This window comes from Serratia sp. MF1(2023) (assembly GCF_030954545.1).
In the GTDB taxonomy this organism is placed as follows: domain Bacteria; phylum Pseudomonadota; class Gammaproteobacteria; order Enterobacterales; family Enterobacteriaceae; genus Serratia; species Serratia sarumanii.
Genome location: NZ_JAVHUX010000014.1, coordinates 113,576 through 131,198, shown reverse-complemented (window position 1 = coordinate 131,198; position 17,623 = coordinate 113,576). Strand labels below are relative to the sequence as shown.

Here is a 17,623-nt window from a genome sequence, read left to right as displayed (position 1 = left end):
AAGCACTATGCAAAAACTACTACAAAAGATCACGCAGGGTAGCCTGGTCAAACAAATCATGGTCGGCCTGGTGGCCGGCATTCTGTTGGCGCTGGTTTCGCCGGCGGCGGCCTCCGCCGTTGGCCTGCTCGGTTCCCTGTTCGTCGGCGCGCTGAAGGCGGTGGCGCCGGTGCTGGTGCTGGTGCTGGTGATGGCCTCGATCGCCAACCATAAACAGGGGCAGAAGACCAACATTCGCCCGATCCTGTTCCTCTACCTGCTGGGCACCTTCGCCGCGGCGCTGGTGGCGGTCGTCGTCAGCTTTATCTTCCCTTCCACGCTGGCGCTGAGCACCGGCGCGACGGACATTACCCCGCCGGGCGGCATTGTGGAGGTGATGAAGGGCCTGTTGATGAGCGTGGTGGCCAACCCGTTCCATGCGCTGATTAACGCCAACTACATCGGTATTCTGGCGTGGGCCGTCGGGCTGGGGCTGGCGCTGCGCCACGCTTCCGAAACCACCAAGGGGCTGATCAACGACATGTCCCATGCGGTCACGCTGGTGGTGCGCGCGGTGATCCGCTGTGCGCCGCTCGGCATCTTCGGCCTGGTGGCTTCTACGCTGGCGGAAACCGGTTTCGGCGCGCTGTGGGGCTACGCCCAATTGCTGATGGTGTTAATCGGCTGCATGCTGCTGGTGGCGCTGGTGCTCAACCCGCTGATCGTTTACTGGAAGATCCGCCGCAATCCGTATCCGCTGGTGTTCGCCTGCCTGCGCGAGAGCGGCGTAACCGCCTTCTTCACCCGCAGCTCGGCCGCCAACATCCCGGTGAACATGGAGCTGTGCAAGAAGCTGAACCTGAATGAGGACACCTACTCGGTTTCCATCCCGTTGGGCGCAACCATCAATATGGCCGGCGCGGCGATCACCATCACCGTACTGACGCTGGCGGCGGTAAACACGCTGGGCATCGCGGTGGACGTTCCGACCGCCCTGCTGCTGAGCGTGGTGGCTGCCCTCTGCGCCTGCGGCGCGTCCGGCGTGGCCGGCGGCTCGCTGCTGCTGATCCCGCTGGCGTGCAACATGTTCGGCATTCCGAACGACGTGGCGATGCAGGTGGTAGCGGTCGGCTTTATCATCGGCGTGCTGCAGGATTCGGCGGAAACGGCCCTCAACTCCTCCACCGACGTGCTGTTCACCGCCGCGGCCTGCCAGGCGGAAGACCAGCGGCTGGCGAACGAAGACCCGCTGAAGGTGCGTTAATCCCACCCTGGCTGCATTGCAAAGGCGCTCTTTCGAGCGCCTTTTTTGTCAGCCTTACAGCGTCACTCCGCTTTTAAAGATCGCCAGCTCGCGGAAATCGTTGGCTTCATTGCGCGCCGGACGGCCGTTGGCGATCTCGACGATCAGATCGACGAAGCGGCCGAGCAAGGTCTCCATCGCCACCCCGTGAACCAGACCGCCGGCGTCGAAATCGATCCAGTGCGGTTTCTTCGCCGCCAGCTCGCTGTTGGTGGCCAGCTTCACCGTCGGCACAAAGCCGCCGTACGGCGTGCCGCGCCCGGTGCTGAACAGCACCATATGGCAGCCGGCGCCGGCCAGCGCACTGGTCGCCACCGCGTCGTTGCCCGGCGCGCTGAGCAGATTCAACCCCGGCACGCGCAGCCGCTCGCCGTATTTCAGCACGCCCACCACCTGGCTCAGTCCCGCTTTTTGGGTGCAGCCAAGCGATTTCTCTTCCAGCGTGGTAATGCCGCCGGCCTTGTTGCCCGGCGACGGGTTCTCGTATATCGGCTGTTGATGGGCGATGAAATAACGTTTGAAATCGTTGATCATGTCGACGGTTTTGTCGAAAGTCTCCCCATCGCGGCAGCGGCTCATCAGAATACGCTCGGCACCGAACATCTCCGGCACTTCGGTCAGCACCGTGGTGCCGCCATTGGCGATCACATAATCGGAAAACCGTCCCAGCAGCGGGTTGGCGGTAATGCCCGACAATCCGTCCGAACCGCCGCACTCCAGGCCGAACTTCAGCTCGCTCAGGCGGCCCGGCTCGCGACGATCGTGGCGCATCTCACGGTATAGCTCGTGCAGCAGCCCCAGCCCGGCCTCCACCTCGTCGTCCTGCTGTTGGCACACCATAAAGCGCAGCCGCCGCTCGTCCGCCATCCCCAGCGTGGCGCGAAAGGCCTCCACCTGATTGTTCTCGCACCCCAGCCCGATCACCAGCACCGCGCCGGCGTTGGGATGGCGCGCCATGTTTTGCAGCATGATGCGGGTGTTGGCATGATCCTGTCCCAGCTGCGAGCAACCGAACGGATGGCTGAACAGATGCACGCCGTCGATCCCCTCCGCCTGCGTTTGCTGCAAAAAGCGCTGCTGGATCTGGCGGGCGATGCCGTTGACGCAGCCGACGGTCGGCACGATCCACAGTTCGTTGCGGATCCCCACGTCGCCGCCGGCCCGGCGGTACAGCTGCACCTCGCGATCCGCCGCCTGCGGCGGCAACGCCGGGAACTGCGGCTGGTAACGGTAGCTGTCCAGATCGCTCAGGTTGGTTTTGGCGTTTTGCGAATGAATATGTTCCCCGGGCCCGATGGCCGCGAGCGCGTGGCCGATCGGCTGGCCATATTTGATGATGTCCTCGCCCTTTGCGATCGGGCCGAGCGCAAACTTGTGCCCGCGCGCCACCGGCTGCGCCAGTTGAACGCGCTCCCCGTCCAGCTCAACCGTTTCTCCGGCGGCCAGATCGCGCAGCGCCACCGCCACGTTATCCTGCTCGTGAATCTTTATCGTACTTTGCATAAACCGGTCCCGGATAACGGCTACGCCAGTTCAATGGCGAAATAGTTTTTGGCGTTGTCGAAACAGATGTTTTTCACCATCTCGCCCAGCAGCGCGAGATCCGCCGGCGCTTCGCCGTCCGTCACCCAGCGGCCGATCATCTGGCAAAGAATGCGGCGGAAGTATTCATGCCGCGTATACGACAGGAAGCTGCGACTGTCGGTCAGCATGCCGACGAAGCGGCTCAGCAACCCGAGCTGCGCCAGCTGCGTCATTTGGCGCTGCATGCCGTCCTTCTGATCGTTGAACCACCAGCCGGAGCCGAACTGCATCTTGCCCGGCGTGCCTTCCCCCTGGAAATTGCCGATCATGGTGCCGATCACTTCGTTATCGCGCGGGTTGAGGCAATAGAGAATGGTTTTCGGCAGGCCGCCCTGCCGCGCCTGGGCATCCAGCAGCCGCGACAGCGGCTCCGCCAGCGGCCGATCGTTGATCGAGTCGAAGCCGATATCCGGCCCGACGGCGGCCAGCATGCGGCTGTTGTTATTGCGCAGCGCGCCGATATGGTACTGCTGCACCCAGCCGCGGCGCCGGTATTCGCCGGCCAGGAACAGCAGCACTGCGCTTTTGAACTGGGCGTTCTGTTCCGGGGTCGGCAGCTCGCCGTTCAGGCGGCGCAGCAGGATCGCATCCAGCGCCGCTTCGTCAGCCTCGCCGAACACCACCACGTCCAGCGCATGATCGGCCACCTTGCAACCGTGGGCGGCGAAGTGATCCATGCGCTTGTACAGCGCGTCGCACAGCGCGCTGAAGCGGCCGATGGCGGTGTCCGCCGCCGCCTCCAGCTGCCGCAGATAGTCGTTGAAACCAGGCGCATCGATGGCGAAGGCCTTGTCCGGCCGCCAGCTCGGCAACACCTTGATATCGAAGCTGTGATCGTCGGCGATCGCCCGATGATGGCGCAGATCGTCGATCGGATCGTCGGTGGTGCCGACCATTTTCACGTTCATCTGCCGCATGATGCCGCGCGCGCGAAACTCATCCTGCGCCAGCAGCGCATTGCCGCGCTGCCAGATCTCATCCGCCGTGGCCGGCGACAGCAGCGTTCCGGTGATGCCGAACGGCCGGCGCAGCTCCAGATGCGTCCAGTGATAGAGCGGATTGCCGATGGTGTGCGGCACCGTGGCGGCCCAGGCGTCGAATTTCTCGCGATCGCCCGCATCGCCGGTGCACAGCCGCTCCGCCACGCCGTTGGTGCGCATCGCCCGCCATTTATAGTGATCGCCCCGCAGCCAGATATCGTACAGGTTGCTGAAGCGGGTATTCTCCGCGATCTGCTGCGGCAGCAAATGGCAGTGGTAATCGAAAATCGGCTGGTCCGCCGCGTAGTCATGATACAAACGCCGGGCAAATTCGCTGTCCAGCAGGAAATCTTCGCTCAAAAACGTCGCCATCTCGGGCTCCTTACCTTACTTGCCGTGCGGCATGGGGATCGAATCACAAAAGTTATCACACCAATTTTAATGAGCGTCCAGCAAATTTTTCTCGACGCCTGCCGTTTTGCTGTCCCTTAATCCCTTTTCTGCTCGTTTTTACGGCAAACTTGCGTCATAAATGCGCTATTTCATCGGCGACAGTATCGCTCAGGCGAATAATTCCTTTTGTGATATCACTCAACTTTTAAACCTGTATGACAGGTTATTGTCTCGCCAGCCGCATCGCCGGCCATACCTTCAAACGGGGAGACATTTCGGATGCGTAAAATTAAAGGGTTACGCTGGTACATGATCGGGCTGGTGACCGTCGGCACCGTGCTGGGCTACCTGACCCGCAACGCCATCGCCGTGGCGGCGCCGACGCTGGAAGATACGCTGCACATCACCACCCAACAGTATTCCTACATCGTCGCCGCCTACTCCGCCTGCTACACCGTGATGCAGCCGGTGGCGGGCTATGTGCTGGACGTGCTGGGCACCAAGGTCGGCTACGCCATGTTCGCCATTCTGTGGGCGCTGTTCTGCATGGGCACCGCGCTGGCCAACAGCTGGGGCGGCCTGGCGCTGGCGCGCGGCGCGGTCGGCATGGCCGAGGCGGCGATGATCCCCGCCGGGCTGAAGGCCAGCAGCGAGTGGTTTCCGGCCAAAGAGCGTTCGATCGCCGTCGGCTATTTCAACGTCGGTTCGTCGATCGGCGGCATGATCGCCCCGCCGCTGGTGGTGTGGGCCATCGTGGCGCACAGCTGGGAGATGGCGTTCATCATCACCGGCGTGCTGAGCCTGATCTGGGCCATCTGCTGGCTGCTGTTCTACAAACACCCGAAAGATCAGAAGAAACTGAGCCAGGAAGAGCGCCGTTACATCCTCGAAGGCCAGGAAGCGCAGCACCAGACCTCTAACGCCAAAAAAATGTCCGCCTGGCAGATCGTGCGCAACCGCCAGTTCTGGGGCATCGCGCTGCCGCGCTTTCTGGCGGAGCCGGCCTGGGGCACCTTCAACGCCTGGATCCCGCTGTTCATGTTCAAGGCCTACGGTTTTAACCTGAAAGAGATTGCCATGTTCGCCTGGATGCCGATGCTGTTCGCCGATCTCGGCTGCATCGTCGGCGGCTACCTGCCGCCGCTGTTCCAGAAGTATTTCAAGGTCAATCTGATCGTCTCGCGTAAGCTGGTGGTGACGATGGGGGCGGTGTTGATGATCGGCCCCGGCATGATTGGCCTGTTCACCAGCCCTTACGCGGCTATTGCGCTGTTGTGCGTCGGCGGCTTCGCCCATCAGGCGCTGTCCGGCGCGCTGATCACCCTCTCTTCCGACGTGTTCGGCCGCAATGAGGTGGCGACCGCCAACGGCCTGACCGGCATGGCGGCCTGGACCGCCAGCACGCTGTTCGCGCTGGTGGTCGGCGCCCTGGCGGACACTCTCGGCTTCAGCCCGCTGTTCGCCGCGCTGTCGGTCTTCGATATTCTCGGCGCCATCGTCATCTGGACGGTGCTGCAAAACCGCCCGGCCGCCGAAGCGCAACCGGCCGCGCTGCAGCCGTCTCCGGCGCGCAGCTGATCCCGTCGCCCGGCCCCCGCGCCGGGCCTTCTGCTCCTCTGGCAGCGGTGCCGAATAAGTGGTATAACAAATCCGATGGCCACGCGCCCCTTCCCACCGCACCGTATAGAGCATTCACTATGGAATTCACTGAAACCAGACGCCTGTATCAGCAACTGGCCGCCGAGCTTAAACAACGCATCGAAAGCGGCCGCTACCCGGTGGGCGACAAGCTGCCGGCCGAGCGATACATCGCCGAAGAGATGAATGTCAGCCGCACCGTGGTGCGCGAAGCGATCATCATGCTGGAAGTGGAAGGCTATGTGGACGTGCGCAAGGGATCCGGGATCCACGTGGTGTCCAACCAGCAAAAACACCTGGTGGTGCCGGGCGACAGCATCGAGTTCGCCACCGCCGGCCCGTTTGAGCTGCTGCAGGCGCGCCAGCTGATCGAAAGCAACATCGCTGAATTCGCCGCCACCCAGGTGACCAAACAAGATATCGTGCAGCTAATGGAGATCCAGGAGCACGCCCGCAAAGAGGATCGCTTTCGCGACTCGCAGTGGGATCTGAAGTTCCACGTGCAGGTGGCGCTGGCCACCCAGAACACCGCCATGGCCACCATCGTGGAAAAAATGTGGGTGCAGCGGGTCAACAACCCTTACTGGAAGAAACTGCACGAACATATCGACGAACGTTCGATCGCCAGCTGGTGCGACGATCACGATCAGATCCTCAAGGCGCTGATGCGCAAAGATCCTTACGCCGCCAAACTGGCGATGTGGCAACACCTGGAAAACACCAAGCAGATGCTGTTCAACGCCACCAGCGACGATTTCGAATACAATGCCGACCGCTATCTGTTCGCCGAGAATCCGGTGGTGCATCTGGATGGCGTGAGCCACGAACCGAAATAGCCACGGCGGTCAAAAACCGTCGGCTTATGTCAGGTAATGTAAAATCCGCTGAATCGATGCCGGAACCGCCGTTTGCCGTGTACTATTTCACCGTCGGCAACGTAGATTTCCCTGTTGCCAATCGTGCTATTTTGGTAGAGTTAGCCCACTTTTTTACCCATTGCTGCGGGGGCGGGACGCGAATAAATGCGCTGGTTGTTTGCCATGCTGATTGCTGTTTTTTGCTGGACCGGTTCGGTCTCCGGCCAACAGCTATGCGTGGCGTCACCCAAGCCAACCCCCAGCGCGCTGAGCAGCCTGCCGCTGCTGGCGGAGCCGGCGCTTTCCCCCTATGATCATGTGTATCGGGCACCGGCCGAAGCGCGCCGCAAAGCCCCCGGCAAGTTGCCGCTGCTGCTGCCCAGAGCGCACTCTTTCCCCGGTTCGCTGCTCGCATCCTCCCTGCCGGCGCCGGTCTATACCTTGGCCGCAGAGCCGGGCTACCGAATTCGCTTCCCCCGCCAGGACACTCCGGCTCCCAACCGGCTTGCCCAGGTCGACTGGATGCTGGACGCCTCCAGGCAACAGAGTCGGCAGGCCGGCTGGAAAGAAAGTAACATGCAGTACCGTGGCACGCTGACTTATCACCTATGACCGGTGTCGCACCGCTAAAAACCTTAAAGCAACGCCGTTTCATCGTTATCAGCATTCAGGATCGCCGCGCGCTTTCAGCCCACGCCCGTTCCGCCGCTGAGATAAAAATAAACAATGACGTTTTAGGAACACCGGATGGACATCATTAAAGAACTGATACATGCCCTGTGGCAGCAGGATTTTGAGACGCTGGCGAACCCTTCGTTGGTGTGGACCCTCTACATCCTGCTGTTCATGATTCTGTTTTTGGAAAACGGCCTGCTGCCGGCCGCTTTCCTGCCGGGTGACAGCCTGCTGATCCTGGTCGGCGTGCTGATCGCCAAAGGCACCATGGGCTTCCCGCTGACCATCGTCATACTGACCGTCGCCGCCAGCCTGGGATGCTGGGTCAGCTACATACAGGGCCGGTGGCTCGGCAATACGCGAACGGTGCAAGGCTGGCTTTCGCACCTGCCGGCCCACTACCATCAACGCGCTCACAACCTGTTCCACCGCCACGGGCTTTCCGCCCTGCTGGTCGGCCGCTTCCTGGCCTTCGTGCGCACCCTGCTGCCGACCATCGCCGGCCTGTCCGGCCTGAGCAACGCGCGCTTCCAGTTCTTCAACTGGATGAGCGGCCTGCTGTGGGTCTTGATCCTGACGACGCTGGGCTTCGCGCTGGGCAAAACCCCGGTGTTCCGCAAGTATGAAGATCAGCTGATGTTCTGCCTGATGATGTTGCCGCTGGTATTGCTGGTGGTCGGGTTGATCGGCTCGTTGATCGTGCTGTGGCGCAAGAAACGCGCCAGCGGCCAGAACCCGGGGAAAGGGGCGTGACAGCAAAGCGCCCGCGCTGGCAATACGTCCTGATGATCGCGCTCGCCCTGCTGGCGTTGGCGACGCTGTTGGTGCCCTGCATGGTGCGCACCGAGAGCGAGCTGCGCATTCGCGCCAGCCAGCAAGGGCTGTCGCTGCCCGACGGTTTTTACGTCTACCAGCGCCTGGATGAGCGCGGCATCCGCATCAAAAGCATCACGCCGGAAGGCGATGGCCTGGTCATCCGTCTGGATTCGCCGGAGCAGCAGTTGCTGGCGCGCGAAGCGCTGCAAACCATCCTGCCGCCCGGTTACCACATCGCGTTGAGCGAATCCCCCGTGCCGTCGCATTGGGTACGCGAATTTGCGCGTTCCCCACTCAATCTGGGATAATCCCCCTTCATATGAAGGGGTTTCCTTTCATTGCATTATTTTCATTTTCATTCGCACCGATTAGCTCAAGAATTAATCAGTCAGCACCGAGTCACGGCTGATTCTTTGGGGGCGCGCCGGTTTCATGACTATGCTGAAGGGTAACTTCAGCCGGCGATGAACGCCCTCCTCTCGCGCTGCCGCCTTCGGCAGTCAGGAAAGCGGATGCCTGTTCAGGCATCCCATGAAAAGGAACTGAAAGATGAAATTACGCCATTCACTGTTACTGCTGTTGCCACTCTGCACGCTGCCGGCTCTCGCTTCGGCCGCTGAGGGCGGCTGCGCCGCCAAAGCGCAAGACATCCAGCAGCAAATCGACTATGCCACCCAGCACGGCAACACCCACCGCGTGGACGGGCTGAAAAAAGCGCTGAGCGAAGTGCAGACTCACTGTACCGAAGCCGGCCTGCAGGCCGAACGCCAGAAAAATATCGCAGAGAAACAGCGCAAGGTCGACGAACGCCGGCAGGAGCTGAAAGAAGCGCAGCAAACCGGCAAGCTGGACAAGGTCGCCAAGAAGCAGCAGAAGCTGGCGGAAGCGCAGGCTGAGCTGAAACGCGCTCAGGCGGAATAATTTTTTTGTACCAGCGGATTTATCGATGAGAGCCCCATCACACGGGATTTATTAAGCATATGGGATTGATGCCTGGTGTTATCTGCTGGCCATCACCCCTTTGCTCCGGCGAAAAAATCCGCTATGTTAAAAGTCTGTCGAAATAAACGTTAAGGAATAATCACATGGCACATGATTCAAATGCAGAAAACTTACGCGCTGAACTGAAGTCCTTAGCCGATACGCTGGAGGAAGTGCTGAACTCCTCTACCGACAAGCCGAAAGCCGAGCTGGAGAAGCTGCGCTCGAAGGCGGAAGGCGCGCTGAAAGAAACCCGCGCTCGCCTGAGCGACGCCGGTGACAAGCTGGCTTCGCAAACCAAGCAGATCGCCGGCCAGGCCGACGACTATGTGCGCGACAACCCGTGGACCGGCATCGGCATCGGCGCGGCGGTCGGCGTGGTGTTGGGCGTGCTGCTCGCGCGTCGTTAATCATGGCTGAACAACCGCAAGTGCGCGCGCAGGGCCCCGCTAAAGGGGTCTTGGATATCGGTCAGCGCATCATCACGATCCTGGTCGGCATGGTGGAAACCCGTGTCCGGCTGGCGGTGGTCGAGCTGGAAGAGGAGAAAGCCAACCTCATTCAGCTGCTGATCATGGCCGGTATGACGCTGCTGTTTACCGCCTTCGGTTTGATGAGCCTGCTGATCCTGATCTTCTGGGCCATCGATCCGGTCTATCGGCTGATGGCGCTGGGTGCCACGACCGGCGTGCTGCTGTTCCTGGCCGTGGTCGGCACCATTTGGACGCTGGTCAAGGCCCGTCGCACCACGCTGCTCGGCGCCACGCGCAAGCAGCTGGAACTCGATCGTGCCGAACTGGAGCGCGAGCCATGAGCCGCCGCCGCTATCTGGAATGGAAAAAAGAGAGGCTGATTCGCCAGATCCAGCAACAGCGTCTGGATCTGGCCGAACACAAGTCTTTATGGCTGGAAAAGACCGAACGCATCGACCGCGGCTGGCAGACGGTGTTTGGCCTGCGCCGCTATCTGGTGCTCGGTTCCAGCGTCATGGCGCTGTACGGCATCCGCCACCCCAGCAAGATGATCCGCTGGTCGCGCCGCGCTTTCGGCGCCTGGAGCGCTATCCGCCTGTTTAAAAAGACCTTCTCCGCCAAGTAAGCCCCGCGCTTTTCCTTCAAACATCCTGTTGCTCCGCCCTCGTTTCCCCCCTAAAACAGCGCTGCTTATCCCGAGGGCCGGGCAACCTGCTGACAAGCGTCAGTTTATTAGCACGCTAAAGATTCAGATTTTTTGAAAAATTACGACAGTTTTACTTGCTAACAACCTGAGCACTTCCCGCTTAACATTCACTCCATCAATTCGAGACGGAGCGGACAGGGTAAGAGACCCGCTACGCCGCCCGTTGATATGACTACCGCCGAACAGGCACACAAAAACACGTTGGAGTAGATGATGAAAAAATTAGAAGATACAGGTTTGTTGGTTGCTCGTATTCTGATGCCAATCCTGTTTATCGTGGCAGGCTACGGCAAAATGGGTGACGCTTATGCCGGTACCCAACAGTACATGCAATCGATGGGCGTGCCTGGCTTCTTGCTGCCACTGACCATCCTGCTGGAATTTGGCGGCGGTCTGGCGATCCTGTTCGGCTTCCTGACCCGCACCGTGGCGCTGTTCACTGCCGGTTTCACCATTCTGACCGCGCTGCTGTTCCACACTGACTTTGCGGAAGGCGTAAACCAGCTGATGTTCATGAAAAACCTGACCATCGCCGGCGGCTTCATCGTGTTGGCGGTCGCAGGCCCTGGCGGCTTCAGCATCGACCGTCTTCTGAACAAGAAATGGTAATCTAAACTGTCATTCAGGGCCCGGCATGCCGGGCCCTGTCGCTTTTCACTCGGACACCAAGGAGATTCCCATGGGACAACTCGTCGATGGCGTTTGGCAAGACATCTGGTATGACACCAAATCTACCGGCGGCCGTTTCAAACGTTCAACCGCTCAGTTTCGCAATTGGGTGACCGCCGACGGTCAGCCGGGCGAACACGGCGCAGGCGGCTTCCAGGCCGAAGCGGGCCGTTATCACCTGTACGTTTCTCTCGCCTGCCCCTGGGCGCACCGCACGCTGCTGATGCGCAAACTGAAAGGGCTGGAGCAGATCATTCCGGTCTCGGTGGTGCACCCGCTGATGCTGGAAAACGGCTGGACCTTCGGTCAGGATTTTCCTGAAACCACCGGCGATCCGCTGTATCACGCCGATTTCCTGTACCAAATCTACCTGCGGGCCGATCCGCACTACAGCGGGCGCGTAACCGTGCCGGTGCTGTGGGATAAACAGCGGCAAACCATCGTCAGCAACGAATCCGCCGATATCATCCGCATGTTCAACAGCGCGTTTGACGGCGTGGGCGCCCGCGCGGGCGATTACTACCCGGCCGATCTGCGCGGCAAAATCGATGAGCTGAACGGTTGGATTTACGATCAAGTGAACAACGGCGTGTACAAGGCCGGTTTCGCCACCAGCCAGGAAGCGTATGACGACGCGGTCAGCGGGGTCTTCAGCGCGCTCGAACGCCTGGAGCAGATCCTGGGGCAGCACCGCTACCTGACCGGCGATCGGCTGACCGAAGCCGATCTGCGTCTGTGGACCACGCTGGTGCGCTTCGATCCGGTGTACGTCACCCACTTCAAGTGCGACAAACACCGCATCAGCGACTACCTGAACCTGTACGGTTTCCTGCGCGACATCTACCAGATGCCGGGCATCGCCGAGACGGTCAGCCTGCCGCACATTCGCAACCACTACTACCGCAGCCACGCCACCATCAACCCGCACGGCATCATTTCCATCGGGCCGGCTCAGGATCTGGACGAGCCGCACGGCCGCGATCGGCGCTTCGGCTAAGGCAAAAAATCCCCTTGCCGCCCGGCAAGGGGATGTCATCCAACCGGCGTTAACGCTGTGCGAACAGGCGCGGAATTTCGCGCAGGAACCAGGCCTTCGCCTCCCCCATGCTGTCGCGCCGCCAGGCCATGATAATATCGGCTTCGCGGCTGTATTCCGGCCCCACCACGCGCAGCCGCCCGGCCTCGATATCTTTCTCCACCATCGGGTACGGCATGGTCGCCACCCCCAGCCCGGCCAGCAGCGCCAGGCGTTTGTCTTCGATTGTGCTCACCGTCAGGCGCTGTTGTTTATCCAGCAGCTGTACGGTCAACACCGGGCGCTCGCGGGCGGTATCCGCCACCGCGATGCCGCGGTACTTCACGCGGGTCACCTCGGACAACGGCTCCGGCTCCTGATGGATCGGGTGATCCGGCGCGGCGACATAAACGCTCATCACCTTGTACAGTTTGCGGGTGTTGATCTCCGACGACGCGCGGAAGTGCATGTCCGGCGCGATCACGATGTCGGCGCGCCCCTGCTCCAGCCGTTCCCAAGCGCCCGCCAGCACCTCGGTGAAAATCGACACCTGGGTGTTGGCCTTCAGCGCCAGCTTGTCCACCAGCGGAAACAGCAGGCTCGGCGGCGACAGCGCTTCGCTGACGATGGTCAGGTGGGTTTCCCAACCGCGCGCCAGCGCTTCGGCGTCGGTGGTCAGCTTGTCGGCCGCTTCCAGCAGCACCCGCCCGCGCTCCAGCAACATGCGCCCCACGTTGGTGAACTTGGTGCGGTGGCCCGAACGGTCGAACAGTACCACGTCCAATTCTTCTTCCAATTTTTGCATGGTGTAGCTGAGCGCCGACGGCACCCGGCCCAATTCGTCGGCGGCCGCGGCGAAGCTGCCGCGCCGGTCGATCGCGTCCATCACTCTCAGCGCCTCAAGCGTGAGCGCCCGATCTCTGGCCATCACATCCCTCTGTCAGGAAATTTGAATATGCCGACCAGATTAACTGGCTAACAATCCGACGTCCAGATGCTTACCATTTGGATAATGAATTTAGAGAGCCGATTGCCATGATCACATGCAGAACAGCACAACAATGCGGGCAAGCTGACTTTGGTTGGCTGCAGGCTCGCTACACCTTTTCCTTTGGTCACTACTTCGATCCCAAACTGATGGGCTACGCGTCGCTGCGGGTGCTGAATCAGGAGGTGCTGGCGCCGGGCGCGTCGTTCCAGCCGCGCACCTATCCCAGCGTGGATATCCTGAACCTGATCCTGCAGGGCGAGGCGGAATACCGCGACAGCGACGGCAACACCGCGCGCGCCAAAGCCGGTGAAGCGCTGCTGCTGGCCACCCAGCCGAGCCTGAGCTACAGCGAACAGAACGTCAGCAGCGATACGCCGCTGACTCGCCTGCAGCTGTGGCTGGACGCCTGCCCGGAACGCAACAACGAGCGGGTGCAGCGCCTGACGCTGCCGGCGGCGGGCAACCTGCTGCTGGCCTCGCCGGACGGCGCGCAGGGCAGCCTGCAGCTGCGCCAGCAGGTTTGGATCCACCATCTCGATCTGCAGCCGGGCGAAGAACAAACGCTGACGATTAACGGGCCGCGCGCCTATTTGCAGTCGATTCACGGCACCATCGCCGCCACCGGCGAGCGCCACGAAGAACAACGCCTGACCTGCGGCGACGGCGCCTTCGTGCGCGAGGAGAATCGCCTGACGATCCGCGCCGAGACGCCGCTGCGCGCACTGCTGATTGACCTGCCAGTGTAAGCCGGCCGGAAAACGAAAAACCCCGCGCAACTGGCGTTGCGCGGGGTTTTCTTTTGTCGAGGGAGTTGACCGGTAAGCCGGGTTCTGTCGTGGACAGTCATTCCTCTAGGCCAGCAATCGCTCACTGGCTCAAGCAGCCTACCCAGGTTCAGTACGGGCCGTACCATGTGAACCCCTATTTGGCCTTGCTCCGGGTGGAGTTTACCGTGCCACGAACTGTTGCCAGCCGCGCGGTGCGCTCTTACCGCACCCTTTCACCCTTACCTGATCCCGCTTGCGCGGGCCATCGGCGGTTTGCTCTCTGTTGCACTAGTCGTAGGCTTGCGCCTCCCAGGCGTTACCTGGCACCCTGCCCTATGGAGCCCGGACTTTCCTCCCCTCCATCTGTCTCCCCGAAGAGGACGGCAATGAAGCGGCGACTGTCTGGTCAACTCCGGCGCGGATAGTAGCGTCGCGGCGACGGCAGGTCAACCGCTTTACGGCTGTTGTTGCTCCAGCGCGTGCTTATACAGCGCATTTTTCTTCACGCCGTGGATTTCCGCCGCCAGCGCCGCCGCCTTTTTCAGCGGCAGCTCTTTTTGCAGCAGCGCCAGCGTGCGCAGCGCCTCGAGCGGCAACGCATCCTCCTGCACCTTGTGGCCTTCGACGATCAGCACCATCTCGCCGCGGCGGCGCACTTCATCTTCCTGCACCCACGCCAGCAGCTCGCCCACCGGCGCGCCGTGGATGGATTCCCAGGTTTTGGTCAGCTCGCGCGCCAGCACCACATAGCGCTGCGGGCCCCAGACGGTAACCATGTCCTGCAGGCTTTCCAGCAGGCGGTGAGTGGATTCGTAGAAAATCAGCGTGCGCGGTTCCTCCGCCAGCGCCATCAGCGTATCCTTGCGCCCCTTGGTTTTCGCCGGCAGGAAGCCCTCGTAGCAGAAACGGTCGGAAGCGACGCCCGCGGCGCACAGCGCGGTGGTGGCGGCGCAGGCGCCCGGCAGCGGCACCACGCGAATGCCGGCCTCGCGGCAGCGGCGCACCAGGTGATAACCGGGATCGTTGATCAGCGGCGTGCCGGCGTCGGACACCAGCGCGATGCTCTGGCCCTCCTGCAGTTTCGCCAGCAGTTGATCGGCCTTTTGCTGTTCGTTGTGGTCATGCAGCGCGAACAGACGCGCGTTGATCGCGAAGTGTTGCAGCAGCAATCCGGTATGGCGCGTGTCTTCCGCCGCGATCAGATCAACGCTTTTCAGTACCTCTAACGCACGGTGGGTGATATCGCCCAGATTGCCGATTGGGGTGGGCACCACATACAGCGTTGATGCAGAAATGACTGATTGTTGGTGTTGATTCATTGTTTCATCCGGGTTGCCGATTTAATATTGAGCATCTTGAAAAAAACATCACTGGATACAGTATGCTTTCCTCAACATTCGTTCGTACCAAAGCAGGGCGTTCCAAGCCTGTCCGACTTACCGCAGTCATCGCGGCCGCCCTTTTCCTGGCAGGCTGTCCAAGTCGGGCCCCGCAAACGCCGCCCGCCAATATACAGGACGAAGCGAGCGCCAGCTCCGATTACTACCTGCAGCAGTTGCAGCAAAGCAGCGATGATAACAAGGCTGACTGGCAATTACTTGCTATTCGCGCCTTGCTGCGTGAAGGAAAACTGCCGCAGGCCGGCGACCAGTTGAATCAGCTGCCGAAAAACCTCAGCGGCGCGCAGCAGACTGAACGCCAGTTGCTGACCGCCGAACTGCAGATCGCCAACAAGAGCTACGTCGGCGCCCGCAGCACGCTGGGCCACCTGGACAGCGGTTCGCTGTCGCCGAATCAGAAGGTGCGCTACTACCAGGCGCAGATCGCCGCCAATCAGGGCAAAGCGTCGCTGCCGTTGATCCGCGCCTATATCGCTCAGGAGCCGTTGCTGACCGGCAAACCGCATCAGGACAACCTGGATCAGACCTGGCAGGCGCTGCTGCAGCTGACGCCGCAGGAGATGAACAGCCTGGTGATCAACGCCGACGAGAACGTGCTGCAAGGCTGGCTGGATCTGCTGCGCGTCTATCAGGACAACAAGCAGGATCCCGATCTGCTAAAGGCCGGCATCAAAGACTGGCAGAACCGTTATCCGAAGAACCCGGCGGCCAAAACGCTGCCGGCTCGCCTGAACCAGGTGCTGAACTTCACCCAGGCTTCCACCTCGAAAATCGCCCTGCTGCTGCCGTTGAACGGCCAGGCGAAAGTGTTCGCCGACGCCATCCAGCAAGGCTTCGAAGCGGCGAAAAACGGCGGTTCCATGCCGGCGCCGCAGCCTCAAGCCGCGCCACCGGCCAGCGTACCGGCCCAAACGGCGCCGGCCGATCAGGCCGCCACGGGTGACATCAACGCCAACGGCGCGGTCAGCCCTTCGGCGCAAGAGAGCCAGCCTGCCGTGACCGCCGCGCAACCCGCTGCGCCGTCCAGCGCGCCGATAACGCCGCCGCAGGCCGCCAACGCGCAGGTCAAAGTGTACGACACCACCAGCCAGCCGCTGGCCGCCTTGCTGAGCCAGGCGCAGCAGGATGGCGCCACCCTGGTGGTCGGGCCGCTGCTGAAAGAGAACGTCGATCAGCTGTCCGCCAGCACCACCACGCTGAACGTGCTGGCGCTCAACCAGCCGGAAACGCCAAAGGACAACCTGAACATCTGTTACTTCGCCCTGTCGCCGGAAGATGAAGCGCGCGACGCCGCTCGCCACATCTGGGAACAGCAGAAGCGTCAACCGCTGCTGCTGGTGCCGCGCGGCGCCTTCGGCGATCGCGTCGCCAAGGCCTTTAACCAGGAATGGCAGAAGCAAGGCGGGCAAACCGTGCTGCGTCAGGACATCGGCTCCGCCGGCGAGCTGCGCCAGATGGTGAACAGCGGCGGCATCCGCATGACCGGCACGCCGATGTCAAGCGCCCCGGCGCCGCAGAGCGTGACCATCGCCGGGCTGACCATTCCGGCGCCGCCGAGCGACGTGCCCGCCGCAACCGGCGGCGTCGACGCGGTGTATATCGTCGCCACGCAGTCTCAGCTGACGCTGATCAAACCGATGATCGACATGGCCACCAGCTCGCGCGGCAAGCCGGCGATGTACGCCAGCTCGCGCAGCTACCAGGCCGGCGCCGGCCCGGACTTCCGTCTGGAAATGGAAGGCCTGCAGTTTAGCGATATCCCGCTGCTGGCCGGTTCAAACCCTCAGCTGTTGCAGCAGGCCAGCGCGCGCTTCCGCAACGACTACTCGTTGGTGCGCCTGTATGCGATGGGGATGGATGCCTGGACATTGGCCAACCACTTTGCTGAAATGCGCCAGCTGCCGGGCTTCCAGGTTTCCGGCACCACCGGTATGCTGAGCGCGTCGCCGAACTGCGTGATCAACCGTAAGCTGCCTTGGTTGCAATACCGTCAGGGCACGGTCGTTCCGGTCTCTTGAACCCACGCGCCTCAGGGGCGGGCTATGAGTTACTGGCCCGCCGTCACCTGGAACACGCCGGGCTCACCTTCTGCGCCGCCAACGTCGCGGTGCGCGGCGGTGAGCTCGACCTCATCATGCGCGACGGCGCTACCTGGGTATTCGTCGAAGTGCGCTACCGCCGCAACGACGCCTTCGGCGGCGCGGCCGCCAGCGTCACCTTTCGCAAACAACGGCGGTTGCTGCACGCCGCCGCCGTCTGGCTGGCGGGGCGCGGAGCCAGTTTTGACACATCATCTTGCCGTTTTGATGTTTTGGCCATTACCGGTAGCCAGTTAGAATGGATACCCAACGCCTTCAATGCGGATTAATCGGGGTTTTGCGGCGCAGACCGGCCCT

The 17,623-nt window shown here is 61.7% G+C and carries 19 protein-coding genes and 1 other RNA gene; 15 read left to right on the top strand and 5 right to left on the bottom strand.

Going from position 1 to position 17,623, the window contains the following annotated elements; genetic code table 11:
- Positions 1-7 precede the first annotated feature (7 nt).
- Positions 8-1,243, top strand: coding sequence for a serine/threonine transporter SstT (gene sstT, locus REA38_RS08570; protein ID WP_033649012.1), 1,236 nt, complete (start codon positions 8-10; stop codon positions 1,241-1,243).
- Positions 1,244-1,297: 54 nt separating this feature from the next.
- On the opposite strand, the gene REA38_RS08565 is transcribed toward sstT, so the two are convergent.
- Both REA38_RS08565 and uxaC read right to left on the bottom strand, forming a co-directional pair.
- The gene (locus REA38_RS08565; protein ID WP_308885667.1) at positions 1,298-2,785 is read right to left on the bottom strand and encodes an altronate dehydratase family protein; all 1,488 of its coding nucleotides are present in this window, start codon (positions 2,783-2,785) and stop codon (positions 1,298-1,300) included.
- Positions 2,786-2,805: 20 nt separating this feature from the next.
- Positions 2,806-4,218, bottom strand: a complete 1,413-nt coding sequence (gene uxaC / locus REA38_RS08560; protein WP_308885664.1) for a glucuronate isomerase — start codon at positions 4,216-4,218, stop codon at positions 2,806-2,808.
- A gap of 300 nt (positions 4,219-4,518) precedes the next feature.
- Here uxaC and REA38_RS08555 point away from each other — a divergent pair, with 300 nt between their 5' ends.
- From REA38_RS08555 to REA38_RS08505, 11 genes are all read left to right on the top strand, one after another.
- Complete coding sequence (locus REA38_RS08555; protein ID WP_033636101.1) at positions 4,519-5,817, top strand: MFS transporter; 1,299 nt, start codon at positions 4,519-4,521, stop codon at positions 5,815-5,817.
- 119 nt (positions 5,818-5,936) lie between these two features.
- Complete coding sequence (gene exuR / locus REA38_RS08550) at positions 5,937-6,713, top strand: transcriptional regulator ExuR (protein WP_033636102.1); 777 nt, start codon at positions 5,937-5,939, stop codon at positions 6,711-6,713.
- Between the two features lie 186 nt (positions 6,714-6,899).
- Positions 6,900-7,346, top strand: a complete 447-nt coding sequence (locus REA38_RS08545) for a hypothetical protein (protein WP_033636103.1) — start codon at positions 6,900-6,902, stop codon at positions 7,344-7,346.
- Positions 7,347-7,481: 135 nt separating this feature from the next.
- Positions 7,482-8,162 (top strand): DedA family protein, encoded by a 681-nt coding sequence (locus REA38_RS08540; protein ID WP_033636104.1) that lies wholly within the window; start codon positions 7,482-7,484, stop codon positions 8,160-8,162.
- Positions 8,159-8,533 carry an EnvZ/OmpR regulon moderator MzrA gene (gene mzrA, locus REA38_RS08535; protein ID WP_004937130.1) on the top strand — a complete coding sequence of 125 codons (375 nt, stop codon included), beginning with the start codon at positions 8,159-8,161 and terminating at the stop codon, positions 8,531-8,533. Before REA38_RS08540 ends, mzrA begins: the two co-directional genes overlap by 4 nt.
- A gap of 241 nt (positions 8,534-8,774) precedes the next feature.
- The gene (locus REA38_RS08530) at positions 8,775-9,146 is read left to right on the top strand and encodes a DUF1090 domain-containing protein (RefSeq protein ID WP_033636105.1); all 372 of its coding nucleotides are present in this window, start codon (positions 8,775-8,777) and stop codon (positions 9,144-9,146) included.
- A gap of 164 nt (positions 9,147-9,310) precedes the next feature.
- Positions 9,311-9,616, top strand: coding sequence for a YqjD family protein (locus REA38_RS08525; RefSeq protein ID WP_004937125.1), 306 nt, complete (start codon positions 9,311-9,313; stop codon positions 9,614-9,616).
- Positions 9,617-9,618: 2 nt separating this feature from the next.
- On the top strand, positions 9,619-10,020 hold the full coding sequence (locus REA38_RS08520) for a phage holin family protein (RefSeq protein ID WP_033636106.1): 402 nt from the start codon (positions 9,619-9,621) through the stop codon (positions 10,018-10,020).
- Positions 10,017-10,304 (top strand): YqjK-like family protein, encoded by a 288-nt coding sequence (locus REA38_RS08515; protein ID WP_004937121.1) that lies wholly within the window; start codon positions 10,017-10,019, stop codon positions 10,302-10,304. The genes REA38_RS08520 and REA38_RS08515 overlap by 4 nt, the downstream gene beginning before the upstream one ends.
- A gap of 294 nt (positions 10,305-10,598) precedes the next feature.
- Positions 10,599-10,994: a DoxX family protein gene (locus tag REA38_RS08510; RefSeq protein WP_004937119.1), complete on the top strand. Its 396-nt coding sequence runs from the start codon at positions 10,599-10,601 to the stop codon at positions 10,992-10,994.
- 70 nt (positions 10,995-11,064) lie between these two features.
- Positions 11,065-12,051, top strand: a complete 987-nt coding sequence (locus REA38_RS08505) for a glutathione S-transferase family protein (protein ID WP_164105319.1) — start codon at positions 11,065-11,067, stop codon at positions 12,049-12,051.
- A 49-nt stretch (positions 12,052-12,100) separates the two neighbouring features.
- Here the strand turns inward: REA38_RS08505 and REA38_RS08500 are convergent, their stop codons facing one another.
- Positions 12,101-12,997: a LysR family transcriptional regulator gene (locus REA38_RS08500; RefSeq protein WP_004937113.1), complete on the bottom strand. Its 897-nt coding sequence runs from the start codon at positions 12,995-12,997 to the stop codon at positions 12,101-12,103.
- A gap of 107 nt (positions 12,998-13,104) precedes the next feature.
- Here REA38_RS08500 and REA38_RS08495 point away from each other — a divergent pair, with 107 nt between their 5' ends.
- Positions 13,105-13,806, top strand: coding sequence for a pirin family protein (locus REA38_RS08495; RefSeq protein WP_033636111.1), 702 nt, complete (start codon positions 13,105-13,107; stop codon positions 13,804-13,806).
- A gap of 57 nt (positions 13,807-13,863) precedes the next feature.
- Here the strand turns inward: REA38_RS08495 and rnpB are convergent.
- Both rnpB and rsmI read right to left on the bottom strand, forming a co-directional pair.
- Positions 13,864-14,241, bottom strand: an RNA gene (gene rnpB / locus REA38_RS08490) — RNase P RNA component class A.
- A gap of 41 nt (positions 14,242-14,282) precedes the next feature.
- Positions 14,283-15,146, bottom strand: coding sequence for a 16S rRNA (cytidine(1402)-2'-O)-methyltransferase (rsmI, locus tag REA38_RS08485; RefSeq protein ID WP_074026945.1), 864 nt, complete (start codon positions 15,144-15,146; stop codon positions 14,283-14,285).
- 62 nt (positions 15,147-15,208) lie between these two features.
- Between rsmI and REA38_RS08480 the strand changes: the two genes are divergently transcribed.
- Together REA38_RS08480 and REA38_RS08475 are read left to right on the top strand one after the other, a co-directional pair.
- Positions 15,209-17,245, top strand: a complete 2,037-nt coding sequence (locus REA38_RS08480) for a penicillin-binding protein activator (RefSeq protein WP_308885659.1) — start codon at positions 15,209-15,211, stop codon at positions 17,243-17,245.
- Positions 17,242-17,595: a YraN family protein gene (locus REA38_RS08475; protein ID WP_086556960.1), complete on the top strand. Its 354-nt coding sequence runs from the start codon at positions 17,242-17,244 to the stop codon at positions 17,593-17,595. The genes REA38_RS08480 and REA38_RS08475 overlap by 4 nt, the downstream gene beginning before the upstream one ends.
- Positions 17,596-17,623: the final 28 nt, after the last annotated feature.

Excerpts from the sequence above, each read along its gene's own strand:
- REA38_RS08505 (WP_164105319.1), top strand. The coding sequence starts at position 11,065 with ATGGGACAACTCGTCGATGGCGTTTGGCAAGACATCTGGTATGACACC.
- REA38_RS08530 (WP_033636105.1), top strand. The coding sequence starts at position 8,775 with ATGAAATTACGCCATTCACTGTTACTGCTGTTGCCACTCTGCACGCTG.
- REA38_RS08480 (WP_308885659.1), top strand. The coding sequence starts at position 15,209 with ATGCTTTCCTCAACATTCGTTCGTACCAAAGCAGGGCGTTCCAAGCCT.
- REA38_RS08520 (WP_033636106.1), top strand. The coding sequence starts at position 9,619 with ATGGCTGAACAACCGCAAGTGCGCGCGCAGGGCCCCGCTAAAGGGGTC.
- REA38_RS08510 (WP_004937119.1), top strand. The coding sequence starts at position 10,599 with ATGAAAAAATTAGAAGATACAGGTTTGTTGGTTGCTCGTATTCTGATG.
- REA38_RS08500 (WP_004937113.1), bottom strand. The coding sequence starts at position 12,997 with ATGGCCAGAGATCGGGCGCTCACGCTTGAGGCGCTGAGAGTGATGGAC.
- exuR (WP_033636102.1), top strand. The coding sequence starts at position 5,937 with ATGGAATTCACTGAAACCAGACGCCTGTATCAGCAACTGGCCGCCGAG.
- REA38_RS08565 (WP_308885667.1), bottom strand. The coding sequence starts at position 2,785 with ATGCAAAGTACGATAAAGATTCACGAGCAGGATAACGTGGCGGTGGCG.
- rsmI (WP_074026945.1), bottom strand. The coding sequence starts at position 15,146 with ATGAATCAACACCAACAATCAGTCATTTCTGCATCAACGCTGTATGTG.
- REA38_RS08525 (WP_004937125.1), top strand. The coding sequence starts at position 9,311 with ATGGCACATGATTCAAATGCAGAAAACTTACGCGCTGAACTGAAGTCC.
- REA38_RS08545 (WP_033636103.1), top strand. The coding sequence starts at position 6,900 with ATGCGCTGGTTGTTTGCCATGCTGATTGCTGTTTTTTGCTGGACCGGT.
- REA38_RS08555 (WP_033636101.1), top strand. The coding sequence starts at position 4,519 with ATGCGTAAAATTAAAGGGTTACGCTGGTACATGATCGGGCTGGTGACC.
- REA38_RS08540 (WP_033636104.1), top strand. The coding sequence starts at position 7,482 with ATGGACATCATTAAAGAACTGATACATGCCCTGTGGCAGCAGGATTTT.
- REA38_RS08515 (WP_004937121.1), top strand. The coding sequence starts at position 10,017 with ATGAGCCGCCGCCGCTATCTGGAATGGAAAAAAGAGAGGCTGATTCGC.
- REA38_RS08495 (WP_033636111.1), top strand. The coding sequence starts at position 13,105 with ATGATCACATGCAGAACAGCACAACAATGCGGGCAAGCTGACTTTGGT.
- uxaC (WP_308885664.1), bottom strand. The coding sequence starts at position 4,218 with ATGGCGACGTTTTTGAGCGAAGATTTCCTGCTGGACAGCGAATTTGCC.
- sstT (WP_033649012.1), top strand. The coding sequence starts at position 8 with ATGCAAAAACTACTACAAAAGATCACGCAGGGTAGCCTGGTCAAACAA.